Source organism: Chitinophaga sp. Hz27, assembly GCF_042263525.1.
GTDB lineage: Bacteria > Bacteroidota > Bacteroidia > Chitinophagales > Chitinophagaceae > Chitinophaga.
Window position 1 is genome coordinate 217,776 of sequence record NZ_JBHKFJ010000006.1, and the last position, 23,730, is coordinate 241,505.

Annotated in this window: 25 protein-coding genes; 11 read left to right on the forward strand and 14 right to left on the reverse strand. The window is 43.9% G+C overall.

Translation table 11 applies throughout. The annotated features are described in order from the left end of the window. Positions 1-75: 75 nt before the first annotated feature. Positions 76-705: a hypothetical protein gene (locus ACE38W_RS15770; protein ID WP_375832208.1), complete on the forward strand. Its 630-nt coding sequence runs from the start codon at positions 76-78 to the stop codon at positions 703-705. 18 nt (positions 706-723) lie between these two features. On the opposite strand, the gene ACE38W_RS15775 is transcribed toward ACE38W_RS15770, so the two are convergent. Then, positions 724-1,074, reverse strand: coding sequence for a hypothetical protein (locus tag ACE38W_RS15775; RefSeq protein WP_375832209.1), 351 nt, complete (start codon positions 1,072-1,074; stop codon positions 724-726). Positions 1,075-1,153: 79 nt separating this feature from the next. On the opposite strand from ACE38W_RS15775, the gene ACE38W_RS15780 reads away from it, so the two are divergent. Next, complete coding sequence (locus ACE38W_RS15780) at positions 1,154-2,269, forward strand: hypothetical protein (protein ID WP_375832210.1); 1,116 nt, start codon at positions 1,154-1,156, stop codon at positions 2,267-2,269. Here ACE38W_RS15780 and ACE38W_RS15785 read toward each other — a convergent pair. The 6 genes from ACE38W_RS15785 to ACE38W_RS15810 form a co-directional block, all read right to left on the reverse strand. Further along, positions 2,261-2,692, reverse strand: a complete 432-nt coding sequence (locus tag ACE38W_RS15785; protein WP_375832211.1) for a hypothetical protein — start codon at positions 2,690-2,692, stop codon at positions 2,261-2,263. The two genes, ACE38W_RS15780 and ACE38W_RS15785, sit on opposite strands and share 9 nt — an antisense overlap. A 153-nt stretch (positions 2,693-2,845) precedes the next feature. Next, complete coding sequence (locus ACE38W_RS15790; protein WP_375832212.1) at positions 2,846-3,298, reverse strand: protein-disulfide reductase DsbD domain-containing protein; 453 nt, start codon at positions 3,296-3,298, stop codon at positions 2,846-2,848. A 159-nt stretch (positions 3,299-3,457) separates the two neighbouring features. Further along, entirely contained in the window at positions 3,458-3,871 is a 414-nt protein-coding gene (locus ACE38W_RS15795; RefSeq protein WP_375832213.1) for an SRPBCC family protein, read from the reverse strand. A 33-nt stretch (positions 3,872-3,904) separates the two neighbouring features. Continuing rightward, positions 3,905-4,411, reverse strand: a complete 507-nt coding sequence (locus ACE38W_RS15800) for an SRPBCC domain-containing protein (RefSeq protein ID WP_375832214.1) — start codon at positions 4,409-4,411, stop codon at positions 3,905-3,907. Then, a complete protein-coding gene (locus tag ACE38W_RS15805; RefSeq protein WP_375832215.1) occupies positions 4,401-4,727 on the reverse strand; it encodes an ArsR/SmtB family transcription factor in 327 nt (108 codons plus the stop codon). Before ACE38W_RS15805 ends, ACE38W_RS15800 begins: the two co-directional genes overlap by 11 nt. A 219-nt stretch (positions 4,728-4,946) precedes the next feature. Then, positions 4,947-5,453, reverse strand: coding sequence for a transposase (locus ACE38W_RS15810; protein ID WP_375832216.1), 507 nt, complete (start codon positions 5,451-5,453; stop codon positions 4,947-4,949). A 139-nt stretch (positions 5,454-5,592) separates the two neighbouring features. On the opposite strand from ACE38W_RS15810, the gene ACE38W_RS15815 reads away from it, so the two are divergent. From ACE38W_RS15815 to ACE38W_RS15835, 5 genes are all read left to right on the forward strand, one after another. Next, positions 5,593-6,294 carry a MarR family winged helix-turn-helix transcriptional regulator gene (locus ACE38W_RS15815; RefSeq protein ID WP_375832217.1) on the forward strand — a complete coding sequence of 234 codons (702 nt, stop codon included), beginning with the start codon at positions 5,593-5,595 and terminating at the stop codon, positions 6,292-6,294. Between the two features lie 140 nt (positions 6,295-6,434). After that, positions 6,435-7,010: a hypothetical protein gene (locus tag ACE38W_RS15820; protein WP_375832218.1), complete on the forward strand. Its 576-nt coding sequence runs from the start codon at positions 6,435-6,437 to the stop codon at positions 7,008-7,010. Positions 7,011-7,015: 5 nt separating this feature from the next. After that, a complete protein-coding gene (locus ACE38W_RS15825) occupies positions 7,016-7,300 on the forward strand; it encodes a winged helix-turn-helix domain-containing protein (RefSeq protein WP_375832219.1) in 285 nt (94 codons plus the stop codon). 78 nt (positions 7,301-7,378) lie between these two features. Continuing rightward, the gene (locus tag ACE38W_RS15830) at positions 7,379-8,062 is read left to right on the forward strand and encodes a hypothetical protein (protein WP_375832220.1); all 684 of its coding nucleotides are present in this window, start codon (positions 7,379-7,381) and stop codon (positions 8,060-8,062) included. A 10-nt stretch (positions 8,063-8,072) separates the two neighbouring features. Continuing rightward, positions 8,073-8,822 carry an SDR family NAD(P)-dependent oxidoreductase gene (locus ACE38W_RS15835; protein ID WP_375832221.1) on the forward strand — a complete coding sequence of 250 codons (750 nt, stop codon included), beginning with the start codon at positions 8,073-8,075 and terminating at the stop codon, positions 8,820-8,822. A 96-nt stretch (positions 8,823-8,918) separates the two neighbouring features. On the opposite strand, the gene ACE38W_RS15840 is transcribed toward ACE38W_RS15835, so the two are convergent. The 5 genes from ACE38W_RS15840 to ACE38W_RS15860 all read right to left on the reverse strand — a co-directional run bounded on the left by ACE38W_RS15840 (position 8,919) and on the right by ACE38W_RS15860 (position 15,612). Further along, on the reverse strand, positions 8,919-10,472 hold the full coding sequence (locus tag ACE38W_RS15840) for an alpha/beta hydrolase-fold protein (RefSeq protein WP_375832222.1): 1,554 nt from the start codon (positions 10,470-10,472) through the stop codon (positions 8,919-8,921). A gap of 233 nt (positions 10,473-10,705) precedes the next feature. Further along, a complete protein-coding gene (locus ACE38W_RS15845; protein WP_375832223.1) occupies positions 10,706-12,043 on the reverse strand; it encodes a serine hydrolase domain-containing protein in 1,338 nt (445 codons plus the stop codon). A 283-nt stretch (positions 12,044-12,326) separates the two neighbouring features. Then, positions 12,327-13,049 carry an SDR family NAD(P)-dependent oxidoreductase gene (locus ACE38W_RS15850; protein WP_375832224.1) on the reverse strand — a complete coding sequence of 241 codons (723 nt, stop codon included), beginning with the start codon at positions 13,047-13,049 and terminating at the stop codon, positions 12,327-12,329. Positions 13,050-13,108: 59 nt separating this feature from the next. Continuing rightward, on the reverse strand, positions 13,109-14,539 hold the full coding sequence (locus ACE38W_RS15855; RefSeq protein WP_375832225.1) for an MFS transporter: 1,431 nt from the start codon (positions 14,537-14,539) through the stop codon (positions 13,109-13,111). Positions 14,540-14,571: 32 nt separating this feature from the next. After that, positions 14,572-15,612 (reverse strand): bifunctional transcriptional activator/DNA repair enzyme AdaA, encoded by a 1,041-nt coding sequence (locus ACE38W_RS15860; protein WP_375832226.1) that lies wholly within the window; start codon positions 15,610-15,612, stop codon positions 14,572-14,574. A 153-nt stretch (positions 15,613-15,765) separates the two neighbouring features. On the opposite strand from ACE38W_RS15860, the gene ACE38W_RS15865 reads away from it, so the two are divergent. Together ACE38W_RS15865 and ACE38W_RS15870 are read left to right on the forward strand one after the other, a co-directional pair. Continuing rightward, positions 15,766-16,359, forward strand: a complete 594-nt coding sequence (locus ACE38W_RS15865; protein WP_375832227.1) for a hypothetical protein — start codon at positions 15,766-15,768, stop codon at positions 16,357-16,359. A 214-nt stretch (positions 16,360-16,573) separates the two neighbouring features. Beyond that, positions 16,574-16,942 (forward strand): VOC family protein, encoded by a 369-nt coding sequence (locus tag ACE38W_RS15870; protein WP_375832228.1) that lies wholly within the window; start codon positions 16,574-16,576, stop codon positions 16,940-16,942. Between the two features lie 65 nt (positions 16,943-17,007). Here the strand turns inward: ACE38W_RS15870 and ACE38W_RS15875 are convergent, their stop codons facing one another. Both ACE38W_RS15875 and ACE38W_RS15880 read right to left on the reverse strand, forming a co-directional pair. Further along, a complete protein-coding gene (locus ACE38W_RS15875; protein WP_375832229.1) occupies positions 17,008-18,621 on the reverse strand; it encodes a RagB/SusD family nutrient uptake outer membrane protein in 1,614 nt (537 codons plus the stop codon). A gap of 19 nt (positions 18,622-18,640) precedes the next feature. Beyond that, complete coding sequence (locus ACE38W_RS15880) at positions 18,641-21,649, reverse strand: SusC/RagA family TonB-linked outer membrane protein (RefSeq protein WP_375832230.1); 3,009 nt, start codon at positions 21,647-21,649, stop codon at positions 18,641-18,643. A 294-nt stretch (positions 21,650-21,943) separates the two neighbouring features. On the opposite strand from ACE38W_RS15880, the gene ACE38W_RS15885 reads away from it, so the two are divergent. Continuing rightward, on the forward strand, positions 21,944-22,783 hold the full coding sequence (locus tag ACE38W_RS15885) for an SDR family NAD(P)-dependent oxidoreductase (protein WP_375832231.1): 840 nt from the start codon (positions 21,944-21,946) through the stop codon (positions 22,781-22,783). Between the two features lie 17 nt (positions 22,784-22,800). Next, positions 22,801-23,703 carry a helix-turn-helix domain-containing protein gene (locus ACE38W_RS15890; RefSeq protein ID WP_375832232.1) on the forward strand — a complete coding sequence of 301 codons (903 nt, stop codon included), beginning with the start codon at positions 22,801-22,803 and terminating at the stop codon, positions 23,701-23,703. Positions 23,704-23,730: the final 27 nt, after the last annotated feature.

Sequence of the window (23,730 nt, forward strand, 5' to 3'; positions counted from 1 at the left end):
AGATAGATAAGATTTTTTATCCCCTGGTGCAGATAATTGATTTTTTATTGCAGAATCTGCGTTAATTTCAATGGTATGAAAAACCGAACCTTTACTATACCAGGATCTTGCATGGTATTGGCCTTGTGTATACTCAGCGCTTGTGGTAATCATCCAACTGAAACCAAACAGCAGTTACCCGGCACCTCATTGCCAGCGCAGCCCGATAGCATCACCCCAAAAGAAAAAAGCAATACAGACACCAGCACAGATGAAAAACAATTTCGTATAGTCCTGAAAGAATTCCAGCAGGCAGTAAAAACCAACAATCCGGATACCATCCGTAAATACCTGCGTTTCCCTTTGCAAACTGCTATGCAATGGACCAACGACGATGTGAAAGCGGGCATAGTAGATAAGCCCGGCGGACTTGTAAGTCTGCAGGAGTTCAAACAGTATTACCCCAGCATCTTCCACCAGGATGTTCGCCACCTTATTCCCAACGCCGGAGAGGATAATTTACAGGAAATTGATCAGGATACACCGGAGGATTATTACAAAACGCTGCGCCGTGTCACAGATAAAAACTCACATCTCTACGAAGTATATGAGCAGTACCCTGAAAAAAATAACCATGCAGAAACCTTTTTTGCTTTTGTTTTTGGAAAAATTGATGGCGAATATAAAGTGATTGCGTATTACGCAAAGTGGCCTGTCAAAGACTAGAAACAGGCCATTGTAGCATTAGTCTTTTTTTACTTGAACTTGCCGGAACAGTGTATACCTCTCCGTTAGTAGTTGCAGAAAAGTATTGCTTTGCGTTTCATTGAGCAGTATACTACGTTCTAAAGCCTCCACTTCATCCATACTGCTGTTATTGTACAACGCTGCATATTGTGCTTCCAGTCCTGCCGCCTGTATAAAAAGATGTTTGATATACATCGGTAGTTTTTCTCCGGAAGGCAAACTCATCGCCTGGTTGCGGGCAATTTTATACAGAAACGAAATCAGCATATCATCCTCAATAAGCTGCGTGGTCCAGATGCGGTTCTTGAGATGCTTAGCCGTAAATTGCTGTATGGCAGTGGTATCCATGGTTAGTGACAAATCACACAAGGAAAGTTGATGGCTTATTTATTTTTTTTCTTTAAATTAAATATGAAATTACCCCGTTATGAATCCTGATGCCATCAAGCGCTCCTATTGGTCCAAATTAATTGCGACTGTTTTTGTAGCCATCGCCATTGTAAATAGTTATTCCTCGGTTGTGTTTTTCAGGCTGTCATTAATACCTGGCTTCACCTTAAACAGTACGATCTATAAATACCTATTTCCTTTATTGCTGCTGGTAGGGATCGTTTTTGCTGTTGCTTTTCCCATTTACTGGCAATGGAAAGAAAAGACGAAAAACACACTTATGGACCAGTATTATACGTGGTTTATTGCAATCATCCGATATTGGTTGGCGTTAGAGATAAGTGGTTATGGCTTCGGGAAAATTTTTCATAATCAATTTGGGGAGTCGTTTGTAAGAAACGATAGTATTGTGAGTCATTTGTCGGGGTACGGACTTACCTGGAATTATTTTGGGTATTCTTATCTCTTCAGTTGTGCGGTAGCCATCATTCAAATAGGAGGGTCGATCCTATTGCTATTCCGACGTACTACTTTACTGGCGGTAGTATTACTGTTGCCTGTCCTGATAAATATAGTGTTGATAGATCTATGTTATGATATCCCTTTGGCAGCAACAAGGAATGCGATCTTTTTTACTGCCGCCTTGCTTTACTTGCTGGTATTGCATTGGCATGTTTTACTGCCAATTGTTGCTACCTCTTTCTTAAAACCTTTGTCCGCTGGAGTGGGTATCAAGACCATGGTACGAGTCTTGATCATTGGCAGCAGTCTGGCTTTTGCCATTTATGTTGCGAATTTTGTGACGAATAAGCAACAGATAGCTGGAAAATGGGAAGTAATGCAGGCTACAAAGAATGAGCAGCAAATCCCGGCCGCTGCATGGCTGACAGATAGTACCAGCTGGAAAAACATCTATATAGAAAATTACAGACGGATTACCTGTTCTCCAAATCCTTATGTAGTGGAAGAAAAGAGAGCGCAGAACGGGGAATATTTTCTTAATTCAAGGAAGGATACGATCAAGCTCTTAATATTCCATCGTAAGGAACCTATTTTTGCCGCAGTAAACTATATCGACAATGATCATATGGAATGGAGATACAGTGATGGAATGGATAAGATACTGTTAAAGCTCACAAGAGCATCAAAATAATTTATTACCGCTTGCTTTTATCCGCACTTTGGCGTAGCCAACCTGCATCAGCAGAATTTCCTTGACAGGAGAACCTCTCCTGACAATAAATCTGCCAGTTGCATCCGCTTGAATAGTAACAATACTACCATCCATTCGAGTAATTTTAATAGCGGCGAAATATACGGGGTCGCCATACTCAAGATCTTTCACCTTGCCTTCTACTGTTGTACTGTCTATATCTTTTAAGTCCAGCGACATGACCATATTTATCACGCAGTCATTAGGGCGTATGCTGCTGCGGTCTTTACGATGTACAATTAATTCATTCAGATTCTTGCCATTATATGTCAGCTCAGGGAAGTGGATTTTCTGTGCCTGACCGCTAAGTGGTTGCAGCAGGATCAAAGCTATAACAGGTAAGTGTTTCAGGTGCCTTATCATGATATAGGTTTTGTATGGAAATTACGATAGAAATTATTTTGTGAGCAAATGAATTCTTCAACAAATTGACTTGCAGATAGTATAAAGTATAGGCAACTTATCCAGATAATGATTTTCCATCTCTACTAAGTAAAGATGGAAAATCATTATTATTTATCTGCCGACAACAATAGCGAAGGTTACTTCTTTACCAGGCAGGCATTGGTGATCATCGCAGGCCATGAATTCCACTTTGCCTTTTACTTTGGTGGTACCTTTTCCTTTCAGGGTAACGGTCTGTACAAAGTCTGCATGATTTTCATAATACTTCATTTCTGTCTTATAATTCTTGTCGAATGTTTTTTGGAGTTTTCCATTTTCCTTCACTTTTCCTACCAGTTTTACCAGTGGGTTGTTTGTCAAGGTGAATGTAGTGGGTATAGGGCCTTCGCCACAATCCTGGGCATATACGTGCCATCCTGCTTCCATGTTGGCCTTCATGTGAAGTTCGTAGGTATTGGCATTAATTTTTTTTGCAGAGAAATCCCATTTTACTGGGTCAAGGATTTGTGCATTGGCGATGAAAGGCAGTACAAACAGTGTTAGTACGGCGATAACTTTTTTCATAACTGTTTTTTATGGTTGGTGATGTAATGCCAATATAATAAACGTAATTGATGCAACATAAAAGTGAGTGCCTGCTGAATGGCGAAGGGTAGGTATAAAAAACAGAAACCTGCGCCCGTAGCAGGTTTCTGTTATATTGGTTCAATAAAAAAGCAGATATTAGTTAGCAGCAACGTAGCGCTGGAAGTTGTCCAGGATAGCTTGCCATCCTGCCTTTTGCATTTCCACCGGGTTTTCAGTTTCCGGATCGAAGGCAATATTTATGTCGGTTTGACTACCGTTAGGATGAAACGCTACTGTTACTTGTCTGCCATCAGCCATGGAGTAGGTGAACGCTTTACCGTCAATTACTTCATCATAGATGGCTTCAAATTCGAATCCGAAGCTGCCGTCTTTCGCTTCCATTCTGGCTGCGTATTTTCCGCCGGTTTTCAGATCATTAGAAGCGGAAGGGCAATGCCAGGAAGGATCTGCAAAGTTCCATTTAGTAATGTGTTCCGGTTGATTATAGTAATCCCAGGTTTTTTTAGCATCTGCATTAACCGTGGTGGAGATATTGATTTTGTTACTCATGATAGCGATATATAGATATGATTAGCGAATGATTTATTTTTTGGTGAGTTTTTCCAGGAGCAGGTCGAGTTTCTCCAGAGTGGCGGTCAGACCGGCTTCCATGCCCATCTGAACAACCTGTTCCAGGTCGGCCAGGGATTTATAGGAAACAATGATTTCTACTACTGCATGTTCACCTTTGTCGCGGAAGGATACATGCCATTCTGCACGTGGCAGCGCTTCGTTGATGTCGCCGGCTTCGTTGCTAAAAGCATCAGAAGATGTATAGTAATCTACAGGTTTGATAGTATGATATTCGGTGTATCCCCAGTATTCGGTGCCGTTAGGTTCTATCATAGCATAGTGCCAGTGGCCACCTTCGCTGAAGTTCATGGATTTGGTTTTGGTGGTCAGTGGGGCAGGGGCAAACCATTGATCCAACAGCTCCGATTTAGTGTAGCAATCCCACACCAATTGTCTGCCGGCCATGAACTCACGTCTGATGGTGAGCTTATTATTTTTCTTGTCTGGGATGAAGTCGAACATTAGACTACTTTTCATTCGGATTCTTTTTTATTGTTGCTAAAAGTTGATCGAGTTGTAGGAATCGGCTTTCCCAAATTTTCCGGAATTGTTCCAGCCATTTATCTATTTCTTTCATTTTGTCTACTTCAAGTAGATAATATATCTCCCTTCCTTGCTGCTCCTGTTTTACCAGTTCGCATTCGGTCAATATTTTCAGGTGCTTCGAAATAGCCTGGCGCGACGTATCAAAATGCTCAGCGATGGCATTAGGGGTCATAGCTTGCAAGGCTATCAAGGCTATGATAGCACGTCTTGTGGGGTCAGCGATCGCCTGAAATATGTCTCTCCTCATTACGCTCCTTATTTTCTTGTTGTCACCAAATATGAAACCATTTGATTGCAAATATATGCGCAACCAATCAGTTTCGCAAATTTATTTTTAAAAATCTTGTAAAAAGGAAATATAGGAAGAGGATCACCTTTACGGTTATACGTAAATGGCATCTATGTAAAAAAACATAAGGATCAGCACGAGATAGCGCTGATCCTTTTATTAGCGTTGTATGGCAACTTAGGGCCGCAATTGCAAAACCTTTATGCATAAGGGTATCAGGCCAAAAGAGATGGCTATGAAAATGGCGACACGTATATAGTTCAGCGTTTGCCAGCGGGCCGTCCGGGCGGCAAGGTTATCACTTGCTGCAGGCATGGTTGCTATTTGTTGAAAGTCGATGATGTTAGGGGCAAAATAGGCCAGGGTCCATACTCTTACGGCAACATGGGCCGTAAATAAAATCAGGAGCCAGTTGCGTACCAATGCTATTTTCCAGCAAAAAATGATGGCAAGCAGGAAGGTTACTTCATGAACAGCATGGAAAACGATCCAGAAATTCTTCAGGCTGGCGCCGTGGCCATCCAGCAATAGCTTGAAGTTGTGTGGTGCATCGTTTGTCCATCTGGGTACAAAAACCAATGTCTCAAATACCTGAGCGCCATTCATCAGGAAGTAGGTGAGGGTAGTGATAAATAGCCATATTTCAGCCCTGGTGAGATAACCTGTTGTTACATTATCTATCATGATTGCATTTTTATTAGTATCGAAATCGTAATATTTTATTTAAATAAATATCGAATCCGATGTAAAAATAACTGATAAATTGATAAATCAAACTTTTTCCTTGCTTTATAGCTATATTTATGACGAATCCGATACAATTATGAGTGAACTGGTGAAATTAATAACAGCCTGGGAGGCATATACAAAGAAGCATACTGCGGCATCCGCCGTAGAATTTTGTATGTATTTTTTAGCGAAAGAAAACAACAGTCAGCTATTCAGCGGTATTACGCCGCCGGATCTGGATACGGTGTTTGCCAAGTTGATAGGCCGATTGGGAGCTATGCAAACAGCTTATTCAAAGATGGCGCTGGCGGAGCTTCCTGGCTTTGAGCTGGAATGGTTTTATTTTCTGAATACCATCTATCAATTAAAAGAAGTTAATAAATCGCAGGTGATACAATACAACTTCACCGAACAAACGACCGGCATTGATATGCTCAACAAATTGAAAAAACTGGGCTATATCGCGGAAAGACCCGACCCTAATGATAAACGGGCCAGGCTGGTATCGCTGACAAAAGCTGGTGAAAAAATTCTGGCGAAAGTATATCCGCTTTTATATAAACCTACGATGTTGTTATATGATGGTATTGAATCTAAAGACAAGCAAGTCATCATCAATATTCTGAAAGACACAGAAACGCAGCACCAGGAGCTTTTCTCCAATGCTAAAAACAAATCCATCGATGAGCTGCTGACTGCCACACTGGGAGAGGAAAAGCTGGCGCGACTCACAAAGGAACAGCAGCAACGCGTAGATAAATATGCGCAGGCCAAACAGCATAAGAAGGAAAAATAATACGGAGCGCTGAAAGTAAGCAGTAATCAGGTGTTTTTCTGAATTGTATCCGGTAATTAGCCATGGTAGCTATTATAAAAATATTTGGTTTATACTGTAAACTACATTTATATTTGTAAGCAAATGCTAAAAGCTAATTAATGGAAGCGAATGAAATGAGGCTTGATGCGGAGCAAAGTCTCCGTATCATCACCGATACCATCTCCAAAACGAGGAATAATATAAAGGCAATGAGCGCCTGCTTCTTGCTTTGGGGCTGGCTGATTGCTGCTGCCAGTATATTCTTTTATATACTGCATCAATATACAGGTACAGCCTTTTATTTCCTGCCATTCCCGGTGTTTGTGGCGATGGGGGTTATATGGACAATACTATATTTCAGACGTATGCATTCGGGTACTGAAACCTGGTTGAATTGGTTCTTGAAACAATTGTGGCTAACGATTGGCATTTGTTTCCTGGTAGTAGTAGCGATTAGTTTACTGATGAAACAATTACCCTTTACACATACGATGCTGCTGGGAGGCATTGGTACACTGGTATCCGGACTGGTGATGCGTTATAAGCCATTAATTGCCGGAGGAATATTATTTTTGCTGCTGGCTGTTGGCAGTGTACTCGTCAGCGATGCCTATAAACCCTTGTTGCAGGGAATTGCCGTAATCGGTGGTTACCTCGTACCAGGATATTTACTTAAGTATTCAAAAACAGCATAAAGGAAATGTACAATGGCTTAGATCCGGTTCTGAACACACCAGTGCGCCTGGCGATCGTATCGGTATTAGTGAAAGTGAAACAGGCAGATTTTAATTACCTCATGGAAGTAACCCAAACTACCCAGGGAAATTTGAGTCAGCAAATCAAAAAACTGAGTGAGGTAAAGTATATCGAAGTCATTAAAACCTTTAAAGGCAATTACCCGCAAACCCTTTGTAAGCTCACCGATAAAGGCAATAAAGCTTTTGAAAAGTATGTAGAGGATATCAAAAAGTACCTTCATCTATAGTTCAATTTTTTTTGTCTTTTTAGTTTATGGTATAAACTAGATTAGTAAGTTAATGTTTTTTCACTTTAAACCCTTTATATGTCTTCAGCTTCTGTATATGCGCCCTTCGACAAGCATCGGGGACCGCATCCGGGCATCCTTGCTATCGTGCATGTATCCTTATTTGCGGGCAGTTTGCTCTTACTCGGAATACTCACCGCCGGCAAAGGATTTCCTAATCCATTCGTTCCATTAGTAGAAGCACAGCAACGCCTGCAAACCTTCACGGCAGTCACCCGAATCAATGCGTTGATGCAGTTTGGCGCTGCAGTGCCACTGGGCTTATTTACCGCCGCAGTAACAAGCAGATTAAGTTTCCTGGGCGTTAATGTTACCGGTGTTAGTATTGCGTTATTCGGCGGGATAGGCGCTTCGCTGCTAATGATGCTGTCCAGTTTATGTACCTGGGTATTATGTCAGGCTGGCGTGATAGATAATCTCTCCACCATGCATGCCGTCCAGTTACTAGGCTTTGCAACAGGCGGTGTTGCGCACGTTGTGGCGTTGGGGTTATTAATGGCAGGCATCGCGGTACCGAGTCTGTTTGGTGGCTACACACCCAAATGGGTAGCATGGCTGGGCCTTGTGCTGGCAGCGATCGCGGAACTATCTACCCTGAGCCTGATATTCGCACCGCTCATGATACTCTTGCCTATTGCACGTTTCGGTTCATATATATGGTTAATAGCCACTGGTTTCACCCTTACAAAAAACAGGTCATAAATTCTCTTTCATGAAAGACAAGGTAATTCTTATCACCGGCGCTACCTCCGGATTAGGTGCGGCCACCGCCAGGAGTTTTGCAGCACTTGGGGCAAAGATCGTTTTCTGCGGCCGCAGAATAAAAGAAGGCGAGGCAGTACAAGCAGATATCCGCGCTAATGGCGGAGAGGCCACCTTTATACAGGCGGATGTCACGGAAGAAAAGCAGGTAGCTGATATGGTGGATGCCACCATTAAGCAATACGGCCGCCTGGATGCGGCATTCAACAATGCCGGTGCCAACCTGTATTTTGGGCCAGTGGCTACCACCACCGCCGAACAATTTAACAATACCATCAATGTCAATCTTACGGGTACTTTTTATGCGATGAAATATGAATTACAGGCAATGAAAGCTACTGGAGGCAGCATCGTCAATACCGCCAGCACTGCGGGCGTAAAAGGTGTTGGAAAAGGTATTGCGGCTTATGTAGCGGCCAAACATGGTGTCATCGGATTAACCAAAGCAGCAGCCCTGGAATATGCTTCCAGCCAGGTAAGAGTTAATGCGGTGGTGATTAGTGCGCTGGCCACTGAGCAATGGTTGTCGGATGTCAGCAAAACACCGGGCATGCTGGAAAAGATCGCGGCAGCCATGCCTTTAGGCAGAGTATCCACCGTAGATGATATCATTCCTTTCATTGGCTTCCTGATAGCAGATAATTCCAAGATGATTACCGGCGCTGCGCTGGCAATTGATGGTGGGATATCGGCAGGGTAGCCCCAACCCGTGCTGTTGATTATGTGTAAACCAAATAGCGGCATCTGATGGAGGATGTCGCTATTTTTTTTGATTCAACTACTCCTTAATTTTCTTCTATTCAAGGCGATACAACATCTTCGCAGGAACCGGGAAATCCTCTTCAGCTCCTGGTTTCAAATATAATGGTTGTGGGCCATCACTTCCCTTGGTATGCAAATATTCTACACGCAGTGCATAAAAACCTTCATTCAGCGGTACCATATAGGATTCACCAATACCAGGAATAATATGATCACCTAAAATAAGTTTGCCATTCAGCAAACACCTGAAATTCTTACCACCCATCTCAAAAATATAATATCCTGGCTGCGGAATTTTGATGTAGCCTTGCATCGCCAACACATACCCCGTTTCCACAGGAAATTTAGATAAATCAAAGGTATCACTCGCCACGCCGTAGTGCTTAGGCGTTAGCTTTCCAACAGCAGGCATAGTAGTCCAATCACCTTCATAGTAGTTGTATGCAAGACCGCCGGGTTTCATGTTTTTGGTAATAGCAACCGGCTGTATCACTTGACCAGCCTCAAATTCCGCGCTATCTTCCTTTTTATATTCCGGCCGTGCAGAAAAAGAGGTAAGCTTGAGCAGCGTATTTTTATCTAATGAAATTCTTGTCTTTTCTCCCGTTAAAGAAGGAGAGGAGAATGTTGGTGCAGTACCATCAGTGGTATATCGTATATACGGACTATCAGCCAGATTATAACAGATAAGATCAAAAGGTTTATCCTTTACAATCAGCCCCCGTTGCGGTTTTATAACGATACGCCTGGAAGTGATATAACCTCCTTTCGAGGCGTAGAAGCCACCATAAGAAAATTTCAGGCCGTCCCAGAGTCCTTTAAATTGTGTAGAGTAGTGCGTTTCATTAGGATAGAGCTGTCGCGCCCAAACTAGTCCGGGTAATTTATTTGCTGCTAACACAGAATCCATAGCCGCAACACCCATATAATGAAAAGGGCTGCCATCACGGCCTGCCAGCCATAATGTATGTTGCTGCTGACCAAATTTTGCCAACAGCTGATCTGCAGATTTTGGTACATAAAAGTTATCCCACCATAAACTTGGCTCCACCGCTATGTAGGAAGTGAAGAGGTCGGGTTCTTTGAGAAAGGAATATACTACAAACAAACCACTGAGTGATCCGCCATAAAGGGTATGACCACTATCTTTCACAGGATAACGGTGTTGTATATACGGTAATAATTCAAGTTTCAGAAACCCAAGAAACTTATCCGCGCCACCAGTTTCACCATAGGTGTGTGTAGGCGTGAAATCCCTGTCGCGCATATCTACCCCATTCTTTATGGTGTTTGATATTCCTACCAGTATCAAATTGGGAATGAAACCTTCTGAAGATAAAAAGTTATACTCCATACGCGCAAAGGTTGCAACGCCTTCCAGGCAATAAAGCACCTCATATTTTTCGTACTTGGCAGGATCAAACCCTTTAGGTAAAACGATTTCTATTTTTCTTTGTTCCCGTAAGATGATAGAGTAGATGGAATCCTTTACGGATGGCTGGTCCTGGGCTAAAAGCGTATTGGCGCCAACGCACAAAAAAAACAATGAGAATAGGAAGAATAGAACAGGCACGTTGCTTTTTATCATAACTGATATGCCATTTATTTAGGTTGATAATTATTTTGCTGGTACTACCTGTATGAAATTAACAATTTTCAGTTAGACATTCTTTGCAAGATAGGCTCAATTTGACGTACGTAAAGTTCTGGTGGAATAGTGGTTCAAAAATGATTTGATTGGAGATGGGGGTAGCTATTAAATAAATCACCTGAAACCGTAAGCTCCTCAGAAGGACGGTTATAGCTCCAGGTGACTTATCGTTACCTGGTTTTTACATATGGATAATCCTGTTCTTTATTATGGGCAATAAAGCCATTTATCTTTCCTTGTTCGTCGCGTGTATATTCTATCTGGCTATTGTATGATTTAAAGAAGAACTGGTCCCGTTTCTCCGCATAAATTTTCTCTGGCTGGAAATTACTCCAGGCAAGGAACAAGCTACCATCTCTAACAGTAACGGATGCTTTAAATGCAGGCTTGTCTTTCAACTGAAACTCGCCAATATAGGATTGGAGACTGTCTGCCGGTATGGTGACGGATTTCCTTGGAATATAATAGTTAGGATCATGATAAGCTATTCGATGTAAACTAATGGCATAATCTTCAAATCCCAGCATTTCGTTGCGCAGCAAAATAATACATACATGATCTTGCGGAATGCGTTTAAAATGCGCCTGGAACCCCCAGATACCACCGTTATGCGCCATGAACTTCATGCCTGGCGGATTTTCAATATACCATCCATAACCATAATTACCTCTGTATGGCGTGAAAGCCTCGTCCATAGAAGCCTGGCTGAGAATTTTATGGTTATACAGCGCTAAGTTAAAGCGGAATAAATCGCCTGCAGTAGTATAAATCGCACCTGCCGCATAAGTGGCGCTGGAGTCGCTCCGCCTTGCTCGCTGCGGGTTTTCCAGATCCAGCGTGTCATATCCTACTGATTTATACGGACTCGATAAATGCGCATAATCGAAACCGGAATGTGTCATCCCGGCTTTATCAAAGATAACTTCGCGCATCATCTGCTCATATGATTTCCCCGAAACCTGCTCTATAATATAACCCAATATCATGTAATTGGAATTACTATAGCTAAACATGGCATCCGGTGAAAATAACAAAGGTTTATCACCAACTATTTTCCAGAAATCCTTTTGATGGAAAGGCTTGTCCGCGAGGTTACTTAAATAAAATTGATCTGTGAAGTTGTAGATGCCTGAGGTATGTGTAATCAGATTTTTAATGGTGATCTTATCTGCATACCGGTATTTCGGGAAATACTTACTAAGCTTGTCTTCCAGACTTAATTTATGCTGTTCCTGCAGCCATAGTATAAGCGTTGCGGTAAATGGTTTGGTAACCGAACCGATCTGGAATACAGAATTAGTGTCGTGCGGTATTTTTTCTTCGTAGTTCCGCCATCCGTAACCTTTGAATAGTAGGATGCTGTCGTGCCGCGCTACCAGCGCTACACCATTGAACAGATGCGCATTCGTTGCGGCCTGCAATACTTCGTCCAGCTTCTCCGTATCTGATTGCGCCTGCAAGGATTGCGCGATCAAAGCAATAGCAAAAATGAGTATAGCTTTTTTCATAGCGGGTGTGCTTAGGATAATGAAAGAGCATAAATTAGCGGGATGAAATTAGGCAACTATCGGATCGGGGAGCGTTAAATAAAACCTAAAGTCGGGGCTAACCGACTGTTAGAAAAACCCGACATGGCGCTTTGGCTTGACTTTCAATAGGATAATGCCGCTAGCTCAAAAAAAGTATACGGCGGGAATTCTATTTTATCGCACCTATAACGTACATGCCTGAATGAAAACTCCCATCAGCCCGCATTTAAGCGCTAATAACGCAGATGATTACACGTAATGATTATGGTAACCTTGCTGCCAGCTTTTCGGGCATATATTTCAATACCTGATGAATAAATTTCCATTTGATGCCTGGTACGATAGTGAAGCCATTACCGGCATTGACGATGGCCCGTGCAATAAAAGCTGGCTCCATCAACAACGATTCCGGAAGGTTTAGTCCTGCGGTCATCTTACTACGTATATATCCAGCCACGATCACATTTACGGTAATCTTGCGGGGAAATAAGTATTGTCGGAGTCCGGCGAGGTACTGCGTGAAAGCCGCCTTGGTACTGCCATAGATAAAGTTGCTCTTGCGGCCTCTCACGCCTGATAGCGACGACAATCCAATGATCCTTTCCAGCTGATCATTTTCACGATCATTCACTATCAGGTTAATAATAGATACCGCGCCGGCATAATGTACCTGCATCATGCGGTAGCTGCCTTGCCAGTCTACCAGCGCCTGGTCATTGGTGACCTGAAACCCAGCTGCATATACGACGATATTTGGTTTTGCGGGTAATCCTGCGTAGAATTTTTCGTGTGTTTCAAAAGCGGTGGCATCGAAATAACTGATGGTAAGCTGATTTGCAGTCACCATCCTGGCTTCCATAAAGGCGGCTATCTCTGTGGTGCTGCGGGAGGCGGCAATTACATGATATCCTTTTTCTAAATACAACAGGATGGCTTCTTTTGCTACATCGGAATTGGCGCCGAGTACCAGGACGGTTTGGGACATATACTACGTTATAGACAGTAAAAATACGGAATAGCAAAGAAGTTTTGGCAGATTTTCCATTAAGCATGCATTACCTGTGGTTGCTCTTCCCTGGCCGACTTCCCCGGCAACCAATACAACATCAGCGCTACAATAAATAGACAACAAGTACCGGCCATGAGTCCGTAACGCAATGCAGTGCTGTATAACTGCGGTTGCTGTCTGGCCTCCAGCACTGCAAAGAATATCCCGCCGATAATGCTGATACCCAGCCCGGAAGCCATCTGCTGGAAGGTGGAAAATATCCCCGATGCTGCGCCAGCATCTTCTACAGGCACATTATCCAGCACAATATTTAACAGGAAAGGCAATACCAGTCCATTTCCCAGCCCATATACCGCAATAAATATCACCGTCCATACTGGCTGATTTGTGTTGCCCATAAAAATCTGCAAGAGGAAAGCCAGCAAAATGATGCTTAGTCCTGCCTGCAAAACCCGCTTACCATAAGTTACCAGCAACCTGGAGGCCACCACGGAAGATAACATAAACAGCAAAGCATGTGGGATGAAACATGCGCCGCAGGCAAGGGCACTGAGTCCTAATCCATTTTGGAGGTATACGGCCATCATCAGCAGATAGGCTGTATGCAGCATAAAGTGGAAGAGTACGGCCAATAGCCCGATATTAAACGCTGGTTGCTTAAACAATTGAAGATTGATCAGCGGCCCTTTCTTGTTAATCATTTTTTGTTTTTGTAGATATAGGAAGATGATCAGCAAAACAAAGGATATGACCAGCAGCAGGAAACTCCATATGGGCCAGTGTTGTTCGCGCCCTTCGGTGATGGAATAGATCATGCAGCCCAATGCGATGGTGAGCAGGATAGCACCGGTATAATCGAATTGTATGGCTTTGGTGATTTCCGTTTCCCGAAGATAGTGACGGATGGCCCACATGGCTATGATGCCCACAGGGAGGTTGATGAAGAATATTAGTCTCCATCCTGCAATAATAAAATTTGTTTCTGCGAGATAACCACCTAGCATTTGCCCGATGATGGCGGCTATGCTTAGCGTGATGCCATACCAGCCAATGGCTTTGGCCCTTTCTTTGGCTACCGGGAACAATACTTGTATCAGGGATATGGATTGGGTGACCATGAATGCAGAGCTGACACCCTGCAGGAAGCGGGCAATATTCAGCTGCGTTGGCGTCTGGCAAAGGCCGCATAAGCAGGAGGTTAGCGTAAACCAGCCCATGCCCCAATAAAAGACTTTCTTTTTGCCGAGATAATCCCCGGCTCTGCCGCCAGTGATCAGGAAACAGGCGCTTCCCAGAAGATAAGCGGCTATGACTAGTTGTACTTCGCCATCCGTAGCATGTAAGCTGCTTTTGATGGTAGGAATGGCAATGTTGATGATGAAGATATCTATTACGTATAATAGTGGCGCCGTTAGGATAATAAGCAGCGCGTACCACTTGTTGATAGTGGTGGCAGTGTATTCCATAAAATAAATGTAAAAGGTGAAAACGTGTAGTCTTAGGCGTTAGCCTTTTCAAAGTCCAGCAGCCATTGTTTGCGCCAGACACCGCCACCGTAGCCGGTTAGCGTGCCATCACTACCAATGATGCGATGGCAAGGAATGAGGATAGCGATTTTGTTCATGCCGTTAGCATTGGCTACGGCTCTTATCGCATCTGGCTTACCGAGGATAACGGCCTGGCCCTTGTATGTTTGTGTTGCGCCATAAGGTACTTGTTGCAGGGCATTCCAGACTGCCTGCTGAAAGCTGGACCCTGGCGTAAACAAAGGCACCGTAAACGTTTTAAGGCTTCCTTCGAAATAGCGCTGAAGCTCGGCTTCCAGTGTTTTGAAGTGTGGGTTGTCGCCCTGCACAATAGTGGCATTGAGATGGCGGGCGAGATACAGAAATTCTGTTTCCAGCATTTTTCTGTCGGTGAATTCGAGCAGGCAGATGCCTTCTTCAACAGCGCAGGCATACATGGTACCCAGTGGTGTTTCCAGGCGTTTGAGATCTACGACCCGCTGTGCTTTACTTTTTTTCGGAGAAACGCCGAAGATGTTTTTAAAAGAGTCACCAAAGCCGCTGAGAGATTCGAAGCCTGCCTCGTAAGCGGCTTCCGTAACTGAGTCGCCTTGTTGTATCTTTTTGAAAGCAGCATTGATACGGAACATACGCTGGTAGGCATGAAAAGTGATACCATGATTTTTAAGGAACCAACGCCTTATATGGTGTGGCTCTATGCCTCTTTTCAGAAGGTCTGCATCTTTGAATTTCAGGCCAGGGTTGGCAGAAAGCTCCTCCAATATCAGGTGTATTTCTTCTGGTGTCTGGTTTAGCTTTTCCAGCGGCTGACATACCTTACAGGGCCGGTAACCTTTTAATATGCATTCTTTGGAGGTAGCAAAAAATTCAATGTTCTCCGGTTTGGGCTTACGGGCATGGCAGGAAGGACGGCAGAAAATACCGGTCGTTTTTACCGCCGTAAAAAATACGCCCTCAAAGGTAGCGTCCTTCTCGATGGAAGCCTGGTACATTCGGTCAAAACTCAGTTCCATATGCAATCATTTAATGTTCTTCCACAAAAGTAGGGCTACCCTGTGCGCCAGACAACCGGAAAATTGACAAGCATTTTTTATCTCCCCAAAATTACTTAAAAGCAGGGTGGAATATCGTATTTGGGGTATGTAACTTTATACAATATCTTTACCTTGTTCAATAACCCAAAAGACTGGATGATGCAATTGTTTAACGGCCGCTTATATCCTGAGGATATTATACCATATCTCGAACAATTCGATAAAGTAAGTTATGCAAATGAGCTGAAACAAGTAATTGATCTTGCTTTTCACGAAATTGAAAAACAAACTACTGAGTTATATACCTGTTGCATTGCTACCAATATTTATAACCGGGAAACCAGTATTTCCTTTGATGATGTAGTAACTAACGAAAAATACAGACAGCAGTTATTGGGAGTCCTGGAAAAGCGTTACCACCAGAAAGCAGCGCAAGGGAAGTTAACCAAGCGAGACAAGCTTCCTGATAGCAATAACATTTCACGTAATTATGATGAACCGGATAAATACGCGTTTCCCAAAGTGGCAAGCATTCAGCATCCTTCCATACCAAAGAATTTTGAATTTTACACCCAACGGAAATGCTGGTACGAAATTTTTCCTGTGCAGCAAGAAGCTTTGCTGTACGCGGTTTCGCAACTGCCGAATTTATCAAGGTTACATAAAGAGTTTGAAATATTTTTTATTGGAATGGAATCAAAAGAAGGGTTTGTTTATAAAAGGTAACGCGAATTCTTGTTTTACAAAAATTATGAATTTAAAAGCCAGACTCAAAATTCATGGTCAGGCAGATCGTGGCAATGCAGGCAAAATAATCAGACTCATCCTCGGCTTCAAAAAAATACCAAAGGATAGCGTTCGAACTTTTTTAACTTGAAATTAAGGGTCTTATCGACTTTTACATCTCCTGCTTTCTATATCTTCACAAAAATAATATCTTATGTCATCCACACCGCCCAATGGTAAATACAAACACCATCAGGTGCAGTATATCGAGTTTCTTTCTGAAAACCTCGATCGCGCCAAGAAATTTTATTCCAGTGCTTTTGGCTGGAAGTTCGTTGACTACGGTCCCGACTATACGGCATTTGGAGGAGATTATGTGGACGGCGGCTTTATGCCCGGTAAGCCAGTGAAAGGCACTATATTGGTAGTGCTGTATTCCGACGACCTTGACGCTACCAGAGACAAGGTAGCAGCGGCTGGCGGCACCATTGTAAAAGATGTATTCAAGTTCCCAGGTGGTAGGCGTTTCCACTTCGCAGACCCCGATGGTTATGAACTGGCGGTTTGGACAGTGGAGCAATAACAAAAAAGCGGCTGTATCTATGATACAGCCGCTTTTCATTTCTGATAGCATTAAAATAATATCTATCAATAGCCTGGATTTTGCAGGAACTCGTTCACTGATCTATCGATCTGGTCCTGTGGAATAGGACGTAGTACATGTGTCGGTTTAATATTGGCGCGGGCTTCGTCGTTGTGGGCACGTACTCTGTCAATGAGTTTGTGCGTGCGTACGAGATCAAACCAGCGCATTTCTTCTCCTACCAATTCACGGCCTCTTTCATCAAGGAGGAAATCTATATTCATATCGCCGGGACCTACCAACATGGCGGTACGATTAGCCTGTGTGTCAGCGTCTGTAGGGCCTACACGTGCGGCTCTCAAGCGCACCACATTTACCAGATCAGCGGCAGCCTGCGCATTGCCCTGCATCAGCATTGCTTCTGCCTCTATCAGGTAAGCCTCTGCCAGACGGAAAGAGATAAATGGCCGTACACCTGAAGCCTGGTTATCAGGACGCAGCGCATCAGCAAACTTATTCAGCGATGGATATAATTTCTCTGTATATAATCTTGGTGGTACCATCAGGTATTTTTTGCTGGCAATAACTGCTGCAGATACATCATAACCAGGCATGTAAACAGCGGTGTCGCCCAGGTTTAGTGTAGTAGTAGGTGCATTGGTATACCACACCGTAGTGAAGAATTTCTCATAACGCGTATCGTGTATACGATCTTTATACAACGTGTCCAATAGGAAGCGCGTTGGTCTGAAACGCTTCCAGGGCGTGCCATTGGGTAGATCGCGCTTCATACCGGCTAATACATCATATTGCATCAGGAAAAAGCGACAGGCGTTATTGTCTGGATAGCCATAGAGTGGATCAGTAGTATACTGTGCGGCCCAGATAGTTTCGCTGTTGTTTTCTTTGCCTTGCGCCCATACCTGCCCGGGATCATCCAGTAATCTGAATCCGTAGTTTTTGATGACCATGTCCGCATACTTAGCGGCGTTTGCATAGTCTGTAGGCTGTGCTGCCCCTGAAGAAGCCCTGGTGAGGTATACCCTTGCCAGCAAATGTTCTACAGCTGGTTTGGTGGCGCGGCCCCAATCGGTTTGTGTTTCAGGAAGATCTTTTTCTGCATCCAGCAGGTCGCTGATAACAGCGTTATAGACAGCTGGAATAGAGTCGCGGTGCGCCTCCCGGAGTATTTGTGTATTTTCTTTTAAACTTAAAGGAATCGCGCCAAACATCTCCATTAAAATAAAATGATAGTGTGCACGACAAAACTTAGCCTCTGCAATCCCTTTCTTTTTGGAAGCACTATCAAGATCACCGATTTTATCTGCACGGGAGATGACCACATTACAGGTATTAAGTGTTTGATAGAAGCTGTTCCAGACTTCCCTCACATGGTCGTAGCGGGAGTCGAGCTGGGAAGTATATTGACTGGTAAATTTGTAGTTGCCATCAGAACCATTGGTGATGATATCGGTACCTGTTTCTGTCAGCGTCATTCCTCTTTCTGTACTATAAAAATTGCGCATAGATACGTAGGAGCCATTTACCGCTGTAAGGAAACCCGCTTTGGTATTATAGAAATCATCCGTGGCGTTGGAGACTACCTTTTCATCCAGCATCTTATTACAGGAGGCTGTAACCAGCGACAGCAGCAAAATTGCAGGAATTATATATTTCATAATAATTTTCTTTTAGAGATTAAAACTTCGCATTAATACCGAATTGCAGCATCCAGGTGGCAGGTGCGTCGATGCCGATCACGTTCACATCTTCCGGATCGATGCCTTTCCATTTCTGACGGTAAGGCGCCAGTATCAATGGTTGCTTAACGCCTACGGTAAAACGCAGATCGTGCATACCCCAATTGCGGATGATATTAGTCGGCATCGCATAGGCCAGGGTAATATTGCGGATCTTGAAGAAAGAGCCGTCGAAATAGCTGAGCGATTGGTAGTTGCTAGGCCTTTCCTGGTTGGCATTTGGCCTCGGGAAATCGTTTGTAGGATTGGCTGGGGTGTTATAATCTACGTTCAGGTTATTATAACGACCAAACAGGGTATTGTAGTTAGCATAGAAATCACTTTTGATCATACTACCCCAACGGGCAAACGCTACTATTGAAAGCTCAAAGCCTTTGTAGGAGAATCGTTGGGTCGTTCCAGCCTGCCATTTTGGTTGCGGAGAGCCCAGGATCTGGCGGTCATTTTTTGCATCGATGATGGTGTCTTTATTGACATCTTCCAGTCTTATTTCTCCAGGTTTTACGCCATATCTGGCTGCCAATGCGGCGTCTTTATCCTGCCAGATGCCGATCTTTTTGAAGTCATAGTAGACATAAGTAGGCTGGCCTACAAACCAGGCATTACCGATATCCGCTGATCTGCCATCGCCGAGGGATAATATTTCGGAGCGGTTGCGGGAATAGTTAACGTCCATTTTCCAGGAGAAACCGTTTGGATTATCTATAACGGTAGCGGATATACCGATTTCCAGTCCCCGGTTGCGGCTGGTGCCCAGGTTCATCAATACCTGGTTGAAACCATTGCTGTATGGTAACGTTTGCGGCATCAGGAGGTCAGTGGTGCGCTGGTTATACCATTCGATCACACCGCTGATACGGCCGTTGAAGAAGCCGAAATCGAGTCCTATATCAGTAGAGGTAGTAGTTTCCCAGGTAAGATTAGGATTACGGAGATCAGAAGGTACGAAGCCCAGTACGCCTTTATTACCAAAAGAGTATGGAATCCTTTGCAGAGAGCCCTGTGTAGCATAAGGATCTATACCGGTATTGCCTATACGACCGTAGCTGGCGCGCAGCTTCAGGTTATCCATGGTATGTTGTCCTTTGAAAGGCGCTTCGTTCATAATGTTCCAACCTACAGCTACAGAAGGGAAGTATCCCCATTTTTTGCCGGGTGCAAAGCGGGAAGATCCATCAGCACGTAAAGTCAGCGTTAATAAATAACGGTCATCATAACCATAGTTAACGCGACCCATATACGAAAGGATGGTCCACTGACTCAAGCTGCTGCTCAGTCCTGTTACGTTCAGTGCCTGGCCGAGGTTGTAGTATTGCTGTGATTCTACCGGAATGCCTCTTACGTTGGCGCCGGTCATATCGGTGGTCTGGCGTTGTACGCTATAGAGGCCTGTTACACCGATATTATGTTTTTTCACCAGTTTATTATAGGTGAGTAGATTTTCGATCGTATATGCGATAACGGAAGCATTGTTTTTGCTAGCAGTGGCATCGCCGCCACCTATCAGCAGATTGGTATTATTTTTTCCCTGGAAGAGGCCATAGTTATAGGATTGAATGTCGGGCCCCACATTGAGGCGGTATTTCAATCCGTTCACGATTTCCACTTCTCCATATAAGCTGGTGAATACACGCAAACGTTTCATCAGCTCAACACGGTTGCCATCTACATAGTCCAGCAGGGGATTGGGTTGCTGGCTATCGCCGGTAGGGTAGGTAATCAGCTTTCCTTTATCATCGTATGGCGCTGCTATGGGAAGCATTTTCAGTGCATTGTCGATACCGTTGTAGGTTTCGCCGTTGCGCAGGCTGTAAGCGCCCAGCAAAGAGGCGCCCACTCTAACGCGCTTGCCTATACGCTGATCGATGGCTATGTTGAAATTATAACGTTCGTATTTTTGGAGTTTAAGTACGCCCTGATCTTTAAAGTAGCCCAGCCCTACGCTGTATTTGGTGTTTTCTGTTCCGCCGGTAACATTGACTGCCTGGTTGTTTTGGTAACCTGAGGAGATCATGAGTTTCTGCCAGTCTACATCCACGCCTTTTTTTATATTGGCATATTCTGTTGAATTGAAGATTTTCTGATCAGAGGCATCTGGGTTGCTGTCATCATATTTGCCGATGGTACGATTAGCTTCCCTGCGCATGTCTACGAAGCGTTTTGCATTCATCATGTCTGTTTCGCCCAGTTGGTGTACGCTGCCATAGGAGCCACTGTAGGAAACCACGGGTTTACCCTCTTTGCCGCGTTGCGTGGTAATCAGTATGACACCGTTTGCACCCCTGGAGCCGTAGATGGCAGTGGCAGAAGCATCTTTTAATATATCCATGGATTGAATGACGCCGGTACCGATATCGTTGAGACTACCGGAGTAGGGGATGCCATCTACGACATAGAGTGGATCATTGCCGGCGTTGAGGGAGCGGGTGCCGCGGATACGTACCTGTGGCTCGTCGCCGGGTTTTGCACTATTGTTGATGACTTCTACGCCGGGCGCGCGCCCTTGCAAGGCCTGTTGCGGGTTGGTAACCGGAACGTCTTGTATAGACTTCGCGTTGACGCTGGAAATGGCGCCGGTCACGTCTTTCTTGCGTTGCTGACCATAACCAACTACAACGATTTCGTCGAGTTTTTTGCGGTCTTCCGACAATATAACGGACACGGCTGTACGACCTTTCACCGCTTCTTCATGTGTGGTGTAACCGATGAAGGTAAATACTAATACAGCATTGGCGGGATCTGCGATCTGCAAGCGGTAGTGGCCTTTCACGTCAGACTGGGTGCCGCTGTTCCTGCCCTTGATGGCAATGGTAACGCCTACCAATGGCGCTTTCTGGGCATCCAATACATTACCTTCTATGGTTACAGGTTTGCCCTGACCCCAGGAAAATTGATACAATAGCAGACAAGCTATCAAACATAAAAGACATGAAAAAGGCTTTTTCATAACGCTAATTTTGGAATTTGTGGATTAAAAGGGCTGGGTTTAAATCAGATTTTGGCAGTACACTTTTCGGTTTCTCAGGTAACAAAATAATAAAACTTTACAATTTTGCAATCGTTTGCAATAATATTTTATTTATCGTGTGCATGGTGGACTTTGCTGCTAATCGTCTGTTTAATGGTTGATTTACCTGCAATTAGGGGTAAAAAATATCATTCAAAAGAATTGTTTGATTTTCACAATTATTGGTTTGAAACGGCCAAGCAGCAAACGAGCAAGAGTACCTAATTTTGTAGTATGAAAAACAAGACATGGTATATCACAGGCGCCTCTAAAGGACTGGGTTTAGCCTTGGTAAAAAAATTGCTGTCGGCAGGTTACAATGTAGCTGCTACTTCCCGTCATGCTGCATCGTTGCAGGCGGCTGTTGGTAATGTGAATGAAGCGCAGTTTCTGCCCCTGGAAGTAGACCTGACAAATGCGCGGTCTATTGAGGCTTCTATTGCCAAAGCATATCAGCATTTTAATGGACTCGATGTCATCGTCAATAATGCAGGATTTGGCATCGGCGGTTCTGCTGAAGAACTGACGCTGGAAGAGATACGCGCCAATTTTGAAATAAACGTTTTTGCCACCATCAGTGTGGTGCATAGCGCATTACCTTACCTGCGTAAACAACGTAGTGGCCATATTATCAACATCTCGTCGATAGCTGGCTTTATGCCAAGTGCGGGATGGAGTTTATACAACGCCGCAAAATTTGCGGTAACAGGCTTCACGGACTCGCTGGCGTTGGACATAGCTGAACTAGGCATCAAGGCTACGGTAGTTATGCCAGGCGCATTCCGTACCGAGTTCCTTTCTGAAGGCTCTCTGCTCATCGCTGAAAATCGTATAGAAGATTATCAGACGGTCCACGCAATACATGACCGTTACAAAACAATGAATGGCAAACAAGCCGGCGACCCGGAAAAAGCCGCAGATGCGTTGATCGCACTGGCAAATGATCCTGATGCACCTGTAAGAGTATTTCTTGGCAGCGATGCTTATAAAAGAGCATCTGATAAACTTACAGAAATGCAACAGGCCCTCGAAAAAAACAAACCAATGGCATTCAGCACAGATTTTCCTGCCTGATGCCTTAATTTTATGATATGTCCGGCATAGAATCCATAGAAGAATTTTATCATCATAAATTTAACCGCGCACCCAACGGTGTAGCGCAGGAAAGCGACCATTTCAATGTTTTTGATCTGGCGGAAGTGCTGAAACCCGGCATTCCCAGGCCTTACCAGCGCCGCGACTTCTATAAAATAATGCTGATACGTGGAGATAACATCTTTCACTATGCAGATAAAAGCATTGCGGCAAATGGTGCAGCATTGACTTTTTTCACACCCGATGTTCCCTATAAATGCGAGCAACGCGGCATCACCACCGGTTCGTTCTGTATTTTCAAAGAAGGCTTTTTCAGCGATCATATACGCAGTAGCCTGAAAGACTTACCTGTATTTGCTCCTGGCGCAAACGCCATATTTCTTTTGAATGAACAACAGGAGCGTCTCGTGGTAGACATCTTCCAGAAGATGCAACAGGAGATAGTAACAGATTATCCTTTTAAGTATAACCTGATCAGAAGTTATGTAACGGAACTGATTCATCAGGCAATGAAAATGCAGCCGATGGAACAACTCTACCAACATACGGATGCGAACACACGAATTACAGCGGTCTTCCGTGATTTATTGGAACGACAGTTTCCGATCGCTTCCAATGAGCAGCAATTGAAACTGCGCTCTGCTATGGATTATGCAGAAAGACTGAATATTCATGTGAATCACCTGAATCGTGCGGTGCGTACCACTACCGGTAAAACCACTACTAAACTGATTAGCGAACGCTTACTCAGCGAAGCCCGGGCATTACTTGCACATACCAATTGGAATGTAGCTGAAATTGGCTACTGCCTTGGTTTTGAAGAGGCAGGTAATTTTAATCATTTCTTTAAAAAGAATACTGGCATCACACCAGGAAATTATCGGCAGCAAATTTCTTAACATCAGCAAAATACTACGTCTGTATTG